This window comes from Sorangium sp. So ce448 (assembly GCF_051520915.1).
Classification (GTDB): domain Bacteria; phylum Myxococcota_A; class Polyangia; order Polyangiales; family Polyangiaceae; genus Sorangium; species Sorangium cellulosum_B.
In genome coordinates this window covers 3928583-3943277 of sequence record NZ_CP150343.1, presented here as the reverse complement: position 1 = coordinate 3943277, position 14695 = coordinate 3928583, and the positions used below count along the sequence as shown (strand labels likewise).

Below are 14695 nucleotides of genomic sequence, written 5' to 3'. Positions count from 1 at the left end.
CGAGAAGATCACCGGCAGGACCCCGACGAGCCAGCGTTGCCACGGCGACAGGCCAAGGCAGTTGTCCCCAGTCCCTGTGCGTGTGGCCCGTGGCGCCCGCCGCGCCTCATTACACGCGCTCTTGCTATTTCATCATGAGCAGCAAGAATTGGTCGCTTCCACGTCGTCGGTCCGAGCGACGGCCCTGTCCGACGGACGATTGGATTCGCGACATCGCGGCTCGCCAACCTCGCTCCCTTCGAGTAGAGACAGGCGGATGCCGGGGACTCCGCACGAGGTGCTCGTCGTCGCGCTGCGGGATCGTCCAGCGCTGCTCGCCGATCTCTTCCACCAGCTCACCGGCTGCTCGCTCGGCGTGCCGGCCGAGGTGATCGACGCGACCGTGCGCTTCACCAGAGCCATCGAGGTTCGTCCGGATCTGCTGCTGCGCTCGCGACAGCGGGGCTGGCTGATGGTCGAGGTCCAGAATTCCATCGATGAGCGCAAGCGGAGGAGCTGGCCGCTTGCGGTCAGCGTGCTTGTCCATCAGGAGAAGGCGATGGGCGAGGTGCTCGTGATCACGGCCAGCCGCCGCGTGGCCTCCTGGGCGAAGCGGGTCGCGCACCTCCAGGGCGAGCTCGGCACGCGCTTCGAGCTGACGCCGCGGGTGCTGCTCCTGGCAGGTCGACGCGTCGAGGCGCTGCTCGATCCGATGCACCCGGAACTCGCGCTCTTCGCCGCGTGGGCCGTACACCACCGCCGCGGGCCGGCCGCGCGCAGGATCGTGATGCGCGCCCTGGAGCTGACCGAAAAGCACCTCGCCGACGAGCCGTTGCGGGACGCGCAGGCGCGTGCGATCCTCGCCGTGCTGAGCGACGCCATGCTGGCCGCGCTCAGGGAGATGGCCATGGATCCGAGCAAAGTCCCTGAAACCCCGGCGTCTCGACGTTTCCGGCTCTTCTTCGAGAAGCGTGGTCGGGCCGAGGGAAAGATCGAGGGCAAGATCGAGGGCAAGATCGAGGGAAAGCAGGAGGCCCTGCTCGCGGTGCTCGAAGCGCGCGGCCTGTCACCGACGGCGGATGAGCGGGCTCACATCGATGCCTGCACGGCTCCTGCGGAGCTCGACCGATGGATCGCCCGCGCAGCGACGGCGGCGTCCCTGAGCGAGGTGTTCGCGTCGAAGCCGGCCAGCACGACCCGCCGATCCCCTGCCAAGACGCGCTCGCGCGCGCCGGACCACCGTGGACCGCGGGCACAGAACGCGACAAGGCCCCAGAAACCAGGGCGCTCGCGGTAACTGCGCGCGAGCGCCGGCCCGCAGCAGCTACTCGGGCGCGCGATACCTCGCGACGACGATCGTGATGTCGTCGTCCGGGCTCGGGCACCACCCCTCGACGGCCTCGAGGATCCGGTCGCGAATGACGCCGACAGGCTCCGTCTGGACAGCCTCGATGACGGCGCAGAGCCGCTCCAGCCCGAACTGCTCGTGATGGGCGTTCCGCGCCTCGGTCACGCCATCGCTGTAGAGCACGAGCACGTCCCCATCCCCAAGGTAGAGCTCGGCATCCCGCGTCAGCGCGCCGATCTCCGGCAGCGCGCCGATCCAGACGCCTGAGCTCGGAATGCACCCGCAGCGCCGCGTCCGCGCCGAGCACACGATCAGGTCGTCGTGCGCGCCCGCGAACGTCACGCGCCCGTTGCGCTCGTACCGGAGCAAGAGGAGCGTCGCGTGCTCGTCGCGCTCCAGACGATCGCGGACGTTCTTGTAGATTGCCTTGTTGAGCGCCGTGACGACCTTCGCCGGGCTCGCGGCCGGGTCGTTGCACGTGAGCGCCGATACCATGCTCTGGATCATCAGCATGATGAGACCCGCCGCGAGCCCGTGCCCCGCGACGTCGCCGATCCCCAGCCACCCGCCCCCGTTCGCCGGGATCACATCGTAGTAATCACCGCCGACCTCGGCCGCAGGCTTCATGATCGCGCAGAGGTCGAGCCCCTCGATAGAGAGCTGCTTCGGCACCAGCGTGGTCTGGATACGCGCCGCGACCTGGCTCTCCTGACGGACCCGCTCCTGCTCCAGCCGCTCGCGCAGCTCCACCTCACGGACGACCTGCCGGTGCAGCGCCGCGGCCTTGACCGCGGAGCCGAGCTGGAGGCGCAGCACCTCGTAGATCATCCCGCTGGCGCGGTGGTCGAGCACCGCGACGCCGAACCTCTCCTCGTCGCCGAACGCGACCGGGAGCACGATCCTGCTGATGCGCTCGTCGGCGTCCAGGAAGCCCGGGGGCGCGAGGAGGTGCGCCGGGAAGCTCACGGCCGGCACCTCCACCTCGTGGCCGTCCTCCATCACGAACAGCGGCTTCATGGTGGCGTGCTGAGCGTCGTCGTACAGCGACACGGCGACGTCCGAGAACCGCATCCTCGGCAGCTCCGACGCCAGCAACCCCTTGAGCACGGGCAGGCTCAAGCACGCGGAGAAGCCCCGCGCGCCGTAGGTGACGTCGATCGCGGCGAGCTCGACGTTCAGCCGCTGCTCCCCCTCGACGTGCACGCACTCGCTCCCGATCAGGATGCGCGCTGCGTGCCAGAGATGCTCCAGCGCCGCGTCGCCGCTCACGGGCGACCCCTGTACCCGCGAGCGCAAGAGCGATATCACCGCCTGGAACTCCTCGAGGAGCACGCCCTCGCGCCTCGCCCCGTCAAGGAGCGACTGGAGCGCGCTCAGGAAGCGCCCCTCGTCGCCCGCGAGCTCCGCCTCGATCGCGGCGAGCAGGTCGCCCGCCCAGCCGTCGAGGGCGCCGCTCGGGATCGCCACGGTGCTCGCGAGCGCGCGCTCCAGCGACGCCCGCTGATCCGCGATGGCGCGCGGAAAGCCGCGGACCGAGGGGACCGGCTGCAGGAACGTGTCGCCCGCGCGGTACCCGCACCCGCAGGACTCGCGCTGCGTGAGCTCGACCGGTGCGAGCTGCAGCGGCTCGACGGCCTCGCCGTCGATCATGCGGAGGACCGTGCTCACGGCCATCCCCCCGAGCCGCTCGATCGGCTGGCGGACCGTCGTCAACGACGGCTTCGTGAAGCGCGCGATGCCGACGTCATCGAACCCGCAAACGAGGACGTCTTCCGGGATGCGGCGTCCCTCGGCCTTGAGCACCTCGATCGCCGCGAGCGCCATCCTGTCGTTGGCCGCCACCACGGCGTCGAACGCCACCCCGCGAGCCAAAAGTTCGCGCATCGCCGCGCGCCCCGTCGGGATCGTGAACCCACCGAACACGAGGAGGCGCTCGTCGCAAGGGATCGCCCGCGCCGCAAGCGCCCTCCGGTACCCGCCGGCGCGCAGCGCGGCCTCCTCGCTGCTGCTCGGGCCGCCGATGTACGCGATGCGCCGGCACCCGTGCTCGTCCGCCATGTGTCCGACCGAGATCTCGCTCCCGAGGGCGTTGTCGACCATCAGGCTCGGCACACCGTCGATCGCGGTCCCGATGCTGCAGACCGGCAGCGGCGCGAAGGACCGGCAGAACGATCGCATGACCTCCATGCCGCCGTAAGGGGAGAGCGTCGACGAGGCGACGATGACGCCGTCGGCGGTCTCAGGGCCGATGAGGTGATAGAAGGTGCCCCGGTCGGCCACCTCCGGCCGGCGAGCCATGGCCGGATCGCTGAACGCCGTCAGCAGGTTGACGTCGTGCGCCGCGGCGCCACGTTCGATCCCGGCCCGCAGCTCGGACTGGTAGTCGCCAACGACATTGTCGATCAGAAATGCGAGCGTCCGACGCTTCCTCGTCATGGCCTCGGGCTCTCGATCATGCATCCGCGATCGAGACCAGCTCCGGGCATATGCGATCCAGGGGCTTCAGGCTCCGGCGCTGCCATGTCCGCTGCGCGTCCGTGACGAACCGTATCCTGCATTTGAGGCCATGGCCCATCAGGCCGCAGATGAAGCCGACGAACGCCTTGAGGCAGCTCGAGCTCATGAAGCGCAGCTCGCGCACGTCGAACTCGACGGTGCTCACCGAGAGGCGCATCACCTCGCCCTCCAGCGCCTTGACGTACCTGCTGAGCGGCGGAGATGCCGCCATGTCCCCCGTGCCGGTGAGCTTGACGCTGAGGGTGTCGTCCCTCAAGGCTGGCTCGATCCCGAAGCTGTCGGTGACGACAGGATCCACGCTCAAGCAGCTCATCTCTTCTCCATCTCTCGACCGAGCGCGGGACGACCGCCGGATCGTTCCTCTGGATGCCGCAGCCGACGGCCAGCGCGATGGTCGATGCGAGCTCTCCACACTACGACGTAGTCGCGCCGGATCCAATCCCTTCCCGCAAGCCGCGCGGGTCGTCGATCTCGTCACGCGCCACGCGCCACGCGCCACGCGTGAGCACCGGTAGCAGGTGGAAGTCGCACACGATGCGGCGTCGTGGGGTGAGCACCGCAACATTTCGCGAACAGGCTCTCGATGCAGAGCGCGCCCGCTCGATCGTGGCGTGCCGGCTCGGAGCGCGGGATGCCTCCGAATTCATGTGGATGTCGCCCGGGCGCGTGGCGCCTCGCAAGGCAGGCGCCGTGCGGCGCGTCGACGGTCGCGCGTCGCGCGTCGCGCCGGCGTGGTTTCAGAGCGCGCTGACGAGCGGCCCGGCGTCGCCTTCGAGCCATTGCTCGGAGATCATGACGCTCGTCGAGAGCCCGGTCTGGAAGCGGTATCCTTCCTCGATCGAGAGGATCTCGATGACCCTCCTGTCGCCGATCCGGACGGGGAAGATCACCGAGACGCTCGACGGAAAGGGGCCGTCCTCGTCGGCCCTGTGCTCGCCGACCGAGACAGACTCACCTCCCGCCCCCGCGCCGAGCGACCTCACGGCGACCACCGACGGAACGCTGCAATCGATCCGCAGCCACTCGCGCTGCAGGCGCGCCTTGCACGCGCCGCCCCTCGCGACGCGCGCGAGCGACACCTGCTCCGCGGCGTCCCACTCGGCCGCTGCCGGCCGCGCCGTCCGCTCGGGCCGCGGCGGCGTCGCCTCGAGCGCGCGCCTCTGCGGCACCGCCGCACCTCCTTCCGCGTCCGCCGAGCGTCCCGCGGCTCCCGCCTGCGGCCCGGCCGCCGCGTCTCCCGCCGGGGCGAGCACCGACTCCGCCGCCTGCGCCGGCGCGAGCGCGCCGAGCAGGACCATCCCGATCACCGCTCTCTTCTTCATAACGTCCTCAAGAAGGCGGCGAGCGCCGCCTTGTCATTCCTCGACATGTGGCTGGTGCGACCCATCCGGTCCCGGTTTTCGTCGAGGAGCTCTTCGAGCGTCTTCGCGGATCCATCGTGGTAATAGGGCGCCGTCCCGCCGACGAAGCGCAGCGAGGGCGTCTTGAACACCTGGCCCGCCTTCTCCTCGGCGAACCCGGGCCGCGCAGCGAACCCGGGCATCGGGTAGCCCATGCGGTCGGTGTGCTCCGTCTCGGGCACGTGGCAGCGTGCGCACTGCGCCGTGTCGCTCAGGAAGAGGGCGCGGCCGTGCTCCTCCTGCGGCGTGAGCTTCCGGGCCTCCCTGGGCGGCGGCACGAGGCCCGCGCGCAGGAACGCGGCCAGGTGGCGCGCCCTCAGGGCGAGCTCGCCGTTGCCCAGACCACCGGGCCCCCACCGGTGAAGGCCGAACCCCTCGCGGAGGCGCTCCGCCAGGTTCTCGCTCTGGGCGTTCCAGCCATAGGGCCCCTCGGTCGACACGCGGCCCGCGAGCATGGGAGTCTGCCGGGGCACGCCGCCGCGCGGCTCCACGTCGACCGGCTGGTTCTCGGCGGAACCGAGGAAATTGACGCTCTCGCCGCCGATGTCCATCACGTGGGCCTCGTGCCACACATGGCCGTCGTCGCGCCCGTCCGGGTGGCAGCCAGCGCACCCGAGGCCGCCGCTCGTTCCCCAGTCGACCGCGTTGTAGAAGAGCTTCCGGCCAAGGGCGGCCTGCTGCGGGACCGGCGCGCCGGCCAGCGCGATGTACGGCACGGGGCTCGGCTCGAACGGAGCGTCGTCGCGGTGCTCGTCGAGGCGCACGATCGCGAGGGCGTCCGTGGAACGGCAAACCACCCACGCCATGGACTCGTCCGCGGACAGCGCGACGCCGCTGGGCGCGCCGCACAGGGTCGCCACGTAGATGTCAGGCCCGGCATGGCGGCCGAGATCGTAGGTGCGGAGCGGCCGGAGCACCGGATCGACCGCGAGCGCGTCGAGCTCCACCAAGGTGTCGGTGCCCTCGCTGGCGACGAGCAGGGTGCGGGTGCTCTTCCGGTACACGAGCGCGCGCGGCTGGACGAACGGGGCGAGCGAGGTGTTGGGGAGCTCCAGCTCCGCATCGTTGAACGGGGCATCGTCGAGCGCGCTCGCCCGCCATAGCGGCGCGCCCTGGCGGCGCCGGGGCGCGAGGGGCGCCTCGTCGCTCGTCATGAGGACGTCGACCGTCGAGGCGCCGAACCACGCCTGTTCGCCGAGCGCGCCGAGCGCGTGGCGCGCGACGAAGAGGCGGCGGCCATCCGGCGAGAGCGCGGCCGCGTAGCCGAGCGACGCGGAGAGCGACTTGCCATGAGGAGCCCGGAAAGGCGACGGAGGGAGGGCGACCGGACGGGCCTCGGGAGCGCCACCCAGCGCGATCCGGGTGAGCGCGGCGGACGTGAGGTGCGTGACGTACGCGGCCGCGCCGTCCTCGCGGATCACGACGCCGCGGGGCTCGCGCGGGACATCGATGGCCCATGTCGCGGTCGCGGTCGCGAGGTCCACCGCAGAGACCTTGCCGGCCCATGCGCTGGTGACGAGCGCCGTGCGCTCATCGGGAGTGATCGCGAGCCCCCAGGCGTCGGCCGCCAGGGGCACGCGGGCCGCTTCCACGAGCCCCGCCGCCGGATCGGGCCGCATGATGAGGAGGAGCCCGGGATCGCGGATCGTGACGAGCACGCGGTCCGCGAGCGCGATCACCTGCGCCGGCCGCCCCGGCATGGCGATCTCGACAGGCGGCGTGCTCACGTCGACGGGAAGCGGGATGCGCCGGAGGACAGCGTGGTCCTCGTCGGCCAGATAGAGCGCGTCGTCCTCCGGCGCGCGCGCGAGCGCGCCGCCGACCCGCGTGACGGCCTTGAGCTTCTGCGGCGGCGGGGAGGCCGGCGGACCCGGCGCCGCCGTCCCGGCGACCTCGGCGCTGCGCTCGACGGCCGGCGTCTCTCTGGAGGGGCGCGAGCAAGCCGCGACGAGGAGCGCGGCCAGGAGGAGGGTTGATGGTCGGTGCTTCATCGGTCGCCCGAGCCAACGACGGCGCCTGGCGCTCGTATTCCTCGGCACCCTCGGTCCCGATCCTCCGCGCCCCGGCCACCCCTGCGCGCGAGGCGTCGCGGCGCCAGCGACAGCCCTCCCTCTCTTCTTGGCGACCTTGGCGCCATGGCGGTTCCTCTGCTGATCCGGGGCGACTCCCAGCAGTGAAGCAAGAGAACCTCTCAGCCTCGCTGCAGCGGTAGATGTGTGTGTGACGTGCGCTGTGGTACGGTCATCGCGCGTCCCGTTGCCTGGATACAGCGGCTCGCGTGGAGCCTTGGGGAGCGTTGGTGGGACCGAGGGTGGGGCGACTCGGCACATCGGAAAGTGCCGGCGCTGGCCGGCCGCGAGCGGCTACGCCCGCCGCGGCCGGCGCCCGGCGCCCCTCACCGCGCGATAGTCGGTGAGGAGCGACCCCAGGATCGTGACCGCCCCCGCGGCGACGTGGATCACCGCGGCGAGCGGGTCGCGCTTCGCGTAGCCGAGCGCGAACGGCGCCGCGATCGCCGACACGCCGAAGGCATGGTCGATGACCTCGTGCGCCTCGATCGGTATCCGCTTTGCCAGGCTCAGCCGGTAGTCGGTGAGCAGGGAGACGAAGATCACCGACGCGCCGAGCGCGACACCCGCGATCCTCGCGGCCTTCGTCCGCGCGGAGAGCCCGGCCAGAGCGACGATGAGCCCGTTCGAGTAATCGAGGGCGGAGTGCACGTCCTCGGGGACGATCCGCGCGAGGGGCGCGGCGCCGAGGAGCGGCCTCGAGGGGATCGTCGTCGTCCGCTGCGCCTCCCGCACGCCTGGGGCGAGCGAGGCGAGCTCTGCAGCCGGTACGTCGTCCGGCGGCAGGTAGGTCGTCGGCAGCTCGTATGCGCCCAGCGGAACGTCGGATTGTGCCATGATGTCCTCCCGCCCTGCGCAGAGGCAATCCACAGACCGGGGACAGGCCTCCTTCGCGGCGCGGTGCCCAGCTCTCTTGAGCTCGGCCCTCCCCCCTCGCCTCGCGCAGATCGGTCCGCGCGCGCGGCGCGCCCGACGGAGGCCTCTGTTCGTGCGATCCGCGATGCTAGGCTGCGCCCATGGGAGTCCGGATTATTCCTCTCGGCGGCCTCGGCGAGGTCGGGATGAACGCGATGCTGATCGAGGAGGAAGGCCGCCGCGTGCTCGTCGACTGCGGCGTCATGTTCCCCAACGACCAGGTGCTCGGCGTCGAGGTCGCGATCCCCGACCTCAGCTACGTCCGCGAGGCGGGCGGGGTCGACGCGGTGCTGCTCACGCACGGCCACGAGGATCACATCGGCGGGCTGCCGTCGCTGCTGCGCGAGTTCCCCGTCCCCGTGTACGGGACGCGCTTCACGCTCCGGCTGGTGCGCGAGCGCCTCGCCGAGCACGGCATCGACGTGCCGCTCCGCGAGGTCGAGCCGCAACAGCACTTCGCGGCGGGCCCGTTCCGCGCCGAGCCCCTCCGCGTGACCCACTCCATCCCCGACGCGGTCGGCTACGCCATCGAGACGGGCGAGGGGATCCTCATCCACACGGGCGACTACAAGATCGATCTCACCCCCGTGGCCGGCGAGCGGCTCGATCTCGGCCGCTTCGCCGAGTACGGCCGCGCCGGCGTGGCGGCGCTCCTCTCGGACTCCACCAACTCGGAGCGCGACGGCTGGTCGGTCAGCGAGACCGCGGTGGCCGAGGGGTTCACCCGGCGGTTTCGCGAGGCGAAGGGGCGCATCCTCGTCGCGCTGTTCGCCTCCAACGTCCACCGGGTCCAGAGCGTCCTCGACCTCGCCGCCCAGCTCGGCCGCAAGGTGGTGCTCGCCGGGCGCAGCCTCGCGACCAACACGCGGATCGCCCAGGAGATCGGCATCCTGAGCGTCCCCCCCGGCGTGCTCGTCGACGACGCCACGGCGGCCTCGCTCCCGCCCGAGCGCCTCGTCGTGCTCGCTTCGGGCGCGCAGGGCGAGCCGAACAGCGCCCTCGCGCGCATGGCCATGGGCGACCACCACCGGCTGCGGGTCGATCCGGGCGACACGGTGATCTTCTCGTCCCGCGCGATCCCCGGGAACGAGATCGCCGTCAGTCAGCTCGCCAACCGCCTGGCGAAGCGCGGCGCGGTGGTGCTCGATCGCGGCCTCGATCCCATCCACGCGAGCGGCCACGCGCAGGCCGAGGAGCAGAAGGTCCTCCTCGACGCCGTCCGGCCGGAGCACTTCGTCCCCATCCACGGCGAGTACCGGATGCTGCTCGCCCACGCGCGCACGGCGCTCCGGATGGGCGTGCCGGCGTCGGGGGTCTTCGTCGTCGAGGACGGCGACTCGCTGATCCTCGAGAACGGCCGGATGCGCCTCGGCGAGACGGTGAAGAGCGGGCGGGTGTGGCTCGACGCGCGCGGCGGGCTCGACGTCTCCGAGCTGGTGCTCCGCGAGCGCGAGCAGATCTCGGATCAGGGGCTCGTGATGGTCCTGGTGGTGGCCGACCGCAAGACGGGCGAGATCTTGCGCGGCCCCGATCTCCTCGGGCGCGGCGTGGCGCACTTCGAGGAGGGCGGCCCGCTGTACGCCGCCGCGCTCGACAGCGCGCGCGACGCGCTCGCTGCGATGTCGCCCGCGGCGCGCACGCTGGCGCCGGCGCTGGAGGACGCGCTCAGCCGCGGCGTGCGGCGGGTGTTCCGGCGCGAGGCCTCGCGGCGCCCCGCCGTCCTCCCGCTGGCCGTGTTGCTGTGAGGTCCAGCGCCTCTCGGTCAGGCGGGCCAGGCGGGCCAGGCGGCCCGCGCGGCCCAGGCGCCTGGCCGCGCTGACAGGCGATCTGGAGTGAGCGTGGCTGTCGCCGACGCTGGATCACGCGGACCGGCGGAGCCCCTTTGTTCTGTCGCGGCATGACCGGAGTCGCTCCATGGTCCATCCTGGGGGGTTGCCCTCAGGGCGCGTGTCCCGTCGAGCGCCCGAGCCGATCACCGCGCGACGCGGCACCAGGGTGGAGCAGGCGAGATGAACGAGAGTCCCACGAACTCGCGCCTTCTGGGCGAGGCGGAGACGACGATCACGGAGGGAAGGGGCGCTGTCGCCGAGCCGCGGGCCGAGGAGCAGAGCGGCGCCGACCCCCGCCCTCCCCCGTCGTCGCGGCGGGGGGCGCCCGCCAGCCGGCGGGCCGCGCCGCCTTCGCGGCCGAGCGAGGACGTCGCCGCTGTCTATCTCCAGGAGATCTCGGGCAGCGCGCCGCTGAGCCGCGAGCTCGAGGTGGAGCTCGGCCGTCGTATCGAGTCGGCGGAGCGCGCGATGATCGAGGCCTGGGTCGCGTCGCCCGTCGCGCTGCGGGCGCTCGCGGCGCTGGCGGACGATGTGCGGGCGGGGCGGGTGGACACGAGCGATCTGCTTCTGAATGCGGACGCCGAGGACGCGCCGAGCGACGCGACGTCCGTGAGGATGGCGCGGCTGCTCGGGCTCGCGCGGTCCCTGGCGGAGGCCGGGCGGACGGAGGCGAGCGGGCAGCGAGCGCGCGCCGCGCTCTCGGCCGGGCTCTCCGACGTGCGCCTGGGCCCCCTGGTGGAGGCGCGGATCGAGCGCGCGCTGAGCGCGGCGATCCCCGCGGTCGACAGGCTCGGGCGCGAGGCGATCGAGGGGACGCTCTCCGCCATGCGCGCCGCTCGCCGGGAGGCGGTCGAGGCGAGGGCCGAGATGGTACGCGCGAACCTGCGGCTCGTGGCGGCGGCAGCCCGCCAGCTCCGGCACCGCGGCGTGCCGCTGCTCGACCTCATCCAGGAGGGCAATCTCGGGCTGATCCGCGCGGCGGAGAAGTTCGATTACCGGCGCGGCTATCGGTTCAGCACGTATGCGATGTGGTGGATCAAGCAGGCGCTCTCTCGCGCGCTGCTCTATCAGGGCCAGGTCATCCGGGTGCCGGTCCACATCGCCGAGACCCGGCGCCGGGCGCTGCAGGCGCGGCGGGAGCTCGAGCAGGAGCACGCGCGCGAGGCGGCGCCCGAGGAGGTCGCCGAGCGGAGCGGGCTGTCGATGGAGAAGCTCCAGACGTTGCGGGAGATGGCGCTGCCGCCGGTGTACCTCGACGCTCCGGTGGGGGACGACGACGGCGCGCGCCAGGGGGACTTCTTCGCGAGCGAGGGCGCCGCGCCGGACGAGCTGCTTGTGCACCGCCGCCTGCACGCGCAGGTCTCCGCGCTGCTCGAGTCGCTGACGCCGCGCGAGCGCGACGTGCTGCGGCTCCGGTTCGGCCTCGACGGCGGGCAGCCGCACACGCTCGCCGAGATCGGGGGCATGTTCTCGGTGAGCCGCGAGCGCGTCCGGCAGATCGAGGAGAGCGCGCTGAGCAAGCTGCGCACGCTGTCGCGGAGGCAAGCGCTGGAGACGCCGCTCGGGGGTTGAGGGGCACGGCGCGGCGGCTGACCCGGGCAGCCGTCGCGCCGCGATGGGCGGACGCGCCGATGTCGCGGCGGCCCTCCGCCGCACGGACCGCTTGCGCGACAGCGCACTTGCGCGCGATGGTAGCGTCTCTTCACCCGAGGAACGCTCATGAAGGACATCCTCTCCGCTCGCCTGGAATCGCGTGCTTTCTCTGCAGATGCCGTCGAGCTCCACGAGCTCACCGGGCGCGAGGTCGTCTCGCAGCCCTTCGAGTTCCAGCTCCGCGTCGTCTGCAAGACGCCCGAGGGCCTCGACGAGGAGGCGCTCCTCGCCGAGCCCGCCGCGCTCGTTTTCCTCCGCGGCGATCGCGAGGAGCGGCGCCTCTTCGGCGTGATCTCCGTCGTGCGCGACGCGCTCCACACCGAGACGCTGCACATGGCCTACACCCTCACCTTCGTCCCGCGCGCCTTCCGGATGACGCTCACCGAGACCTCGGAGATCTTCATGGATCTCACCGTCCCGGAGGTCATCAAGACCAAGCTCCAGCGCGCCGGACTCCAGGAGGGCGACGACTTCGAGCTCCGCCTGGTCTCCGACTATCCACCGCGCGAGTACATCGTGCAGTACAAGGAGACGGACCTCCACTTCGTCTCACGACTCGCGGAGCACCTCGGCATCTCCTTCTTCTTCGAGCACCGCGACGGCCGCGACGTCATCGTCTTCTCCGACGCCAACAGCGGCTTTCAGCCCATCGCCGGCGGCGGGCGCGCCCACTTCTACCCGCGCGGCGATCAGCTCGGCGTCTACCGCCTCGAGGGCACGACACGCACCATCCCGAGCCGCTACGTCGTCAAGGACTACAACTACCGGACACCACATGTGCCTTTGATGGCGGCGGCGACGGTCTCGGCCGTGTCCGGCGGCGACATCGTCGAGTACGGCGCCCACTTCAAGACCCCGGACGAGGCCGAGCGCATCGCTGCGATCCGCGCCGAGGAGCTGCGCGCGGGCCGCAAGGTCTTCGAGGGCGCCAGCGACGTCCAGGCCCTCGCCGCCGGCGCTCGCCTCACCCTCGAGGGACACCCCCGCGGCGACGTCGAGCTCCTGCTCGTCGAGGTCCGCCACCGCCTCCAGCAGGCCACCCTCAACGCCGGCACCGGTGAGGAGCGCGCTTATGCCAACGAGTTCAGGGCCATCCCCTTCTCGACGACGTACCGCCCGCCGCGCGTCACCCCGAAGCCGAAGGTCCACGGCGTCATCACCGGCGTCATCGACGCCGCCGCCAAGGGCCAGTACGCCGAGGTCGACGAGACCGGCCGCTACCGCGTCCGCTTCCTCTTCGATACCAGCGCCGCCGACGACGGCAAGGCCTCGCGCCTCATCCGCATGGCACAGCCCCACGCAGGCGCCGGATACGGCTTCCACTTCCCCCTGCGCAGCGGCGTCGAGGTCATCCTTACCTTCATCGACGGCGACCCCGACAGGCCCATCATCGCAGGCGCCGTCCCCAACCCCCACACGCCCAGCACCGTCGACGCAAAGAACGCCCGCAGGAACGTCATCCGTACCGGCGGCGGAAACGAGATCAACATCGACGACAACGAGGGCGAGGAGCGCATCAAGCTCTCGACCCCCTACGGCGGCGCCACCTTTCAGCTCGGCTCTCCGAACACCCCGGAGGCTGGCGCTGCGATCACCACGAAGGAGGCCTACACGGCCGTCGCCAACGCAGGCGTGAGCACGCTCACATCCGTGAGCACGGTGATGTCCGACGTCGCCTCCGTCCTGGCTTCCGGAAATATCGTCAATCACGCTGGAGCGGCGAGCGTCATGGAGGCGCTCAAGGGAGAGAAGGGGCAGAAGCTGCTGGACGGCGTGCTCGGCGTCGCAAAGAGCGTCGTGGACACCAACACGAAATGGCACGGCCTTCAGCACGCAAGGCTCGACGAAGAAGCCGTGAAAGCGCAGGCGCGTGTCGACGCCCTCGAACGCTCGGTGACTAGCAGGATGCAAACCATCGACTTCATGACGCGCCCCGAGGGTGACAACGCCAAGGGCGCGAGCCGGCCGACCACACGCCAGGAGTGGGATGCCAGCCATCCCGAGGACGTCCAGAGGATCGCAAAGGCGACGGAAGACGCGAAGGCCGCGAAGGCCCTGGCCGACTCGTACAAGACGCTGAACGCGCAGAGCGACGACGCGGTGACCTGGCGAACCGCCGGGGATTCGCTCGAGAGGGCAAAGGCGGGAAGTGCGCTATTAAATGCCAGGCGTGACCTCATCAGCTCCACCACGAAGATCGCCCAACGAAACACGGATCATGCCAGCGTCGCGGGCGCGAAAGGCATGGCTCTCCTGGCCAACGGCTTCGCATCGGCGGGCCGGATCCCATCTCCTGTCCCCGCACCTGGAACCCCGATCAACTTGAATTCTTCCATGGTGACATCCGCCATCACGGGGCTCACGAGCGCCTGTGTGCTCGGCGGCGCCAATGCGACAATGTCAGCCAATGGGCAAGCTATCGTTGCAGGCGGGGCGGCCGCGGTACTGAAGTCCGGCGGCGCCGTCGAGATCGCAGGCAGGGCCAGAGCCCTGGTCACATCCGATGCGCTCGTGGACCTGATGTCGCTCGGTCTCTTAAAGCTCAAGAGCAGCCACGCGATCACAATCGACAGCGACAATGTCGTGCACATAGAGTCGGGCACAAGGCTCGACATGAAGACTGGCAGCTCGCTCGAGATGAGAGCCACAGGGCCGCTCGTCGCCGAGTCGAGCGGCGCCGTCAACATCAAGTCCAAAGGTGCGACGAGCATCAAGAGCGCCGGCAAACTCGAGATAGAAGGAAGCTCCGCGCTCGTCAAGGGGGGGCAATGGAGCCTGAGCGCAGATGACGCCACCGTCACCGTTGGGAACAAAGATTGCCGCTTGGCGGTCACAGGGAGCCAGGCGCGCCTCATCAAGGGAGGCTCCATGTGCAGCGTAACGAGCAGCACTATCGAACTGTTTGCCGGATCGGCGAAGGTCACCGTCGGAAAGGGCGCATTCAAGGTCAGAGCAGGCCGCATCGATCTTGGATAGAGCCAAACC

General features: G+C 71.0%; 9 protein-coding genes. 4 read left to right on the top strand and 5 right to left on the bottom strand.

Features of this window, described 5'->3' with window-relative positions; translation table 11 throughout:
• Window positions 1–82 precede the first annotated feature (82 nt).
• Entirely contained in the window at window positions 83–1276 is a 1194-nt protein-coding gene (locus WMF45_RS15190) for a hypothetical protein (RefSeq protein ID WP_437717600.1), read from the top strand.
• Between the two features lie 27 nt (window positions 1277–1303).
• Here WMF45_RS15190 and WMF45_RS15185 read toward each other — a convergent pair whose 3' ends face one another.
• The 5 genes from WMF45_RS15185 to WMF45_RS15165 all read right to left on the bottom strand — a co-directional run bounded on the left by WMF45_RS15185 (window position 1304) and on the right by WMF45_RS15165 (window position 8150).
• Complete coding sequence (locus WMF45_RS15185) at window positions 1304–3763, bottom strand: SpoIIE family protein phosphatase (RefSeq protein ID WP_437717599.1); 2460 nt, start codon at window positions 3761–3763, stop codon at window positions 1304–1306.
• A gap of 16 nt (window positions 3764–3779) precedes the next feature.
• Complete coding sequence (locus WMF45_RS15180) at window positions 3780–4157, bottom strand: hypothetical protein (RefSeq protein WP_437717598.1); 378 nt, start codon at window positions 4155–4157, stop codon at window positions 3780–3782.
• 424 nt (window positions 4158–4581) lie between these two features.
• Window positions 4582–5166, bottom strand: a complete 585-nt coding sequence (locus tag WMF45_RS15175; protein ID WP_437717597.1) for a hypothetical protein — start codon at window positions 5164–5166, stop codon at window positions 4582–4584.
• A complete protein-coding gene (locus WMF45_RS15170; protein ID WP_437717596.1) occupies window positions 5163–7235 on the bottom strand; it encodes a hypothetical protein in 2073 nt (690 codons plus the stop codon). The genes WMF45_RS15175 and WMF45_RS15170 overlap by 4 nt, the downstream gene beginning before the upstream one ends.
• A 372-nt stretch (window positions 7236–7607) precedes the next feature.
• Window positions 7608–8150, bottom strand: a complete 543-nt coding sequence (locus WMF45_RS15165) for an SPW repeat domain-containing protein (RefSeq protein ID WP_437717595.1) — start codon at window positions 8148–8150, stop codon at window positions 7608–7610.
• Window positions 8151–8329: 179 nt separating this feature from the next.
• On the opposite strand from WMF45_RS15165, the gene WMF45_RS15160 reads away from it, so the two are divergent.
• The 3 genes from WMF45_RS15160 (at window position 8330) to WMF45_RS15150 (ending at window position 14686) form a co-directional block, all read left to right on the top strand.
• The gene (locus tag WMF45_RS15160; RefSeq protein ID WP_437717594.1) at window positions 8330–9973 is read left to right on the top strand and encodes a ribonuclease J; all 1644 of its coding nucleotides are present in this window, start codon (window positions 8330–8332) and stop codon (window positions 9971–9973) included.
• Between the two features lie 264 nt (window positions 9974–10237).
• Window positions 10238–11629 (top strand): sigma-70 family RNA polymerase sigma factor, encoded by a 1392-nt coding sequence (locus tag WMF45_RS15155; protein WP_437717593.1) that lies wholly within the window; start codon window positions 10238–10240, stop codon window positions 11627–11629.
• Window positions 11630–11776: 147 nt separating this feature from the next.
• On the top strand, window positions 11777–14686 hold the full coding sequence (locus WMF45_RS15150) for a type VI secretion system Vgr family protein (protein ID WP_437717592.1): 2910 nt from the start codon (window positions 11777–11779) through the stop codon (window positions 14684–14686).
• The last annotated feature ends 9 nt before the right edge of the window (window positions 14687–14695 follow it).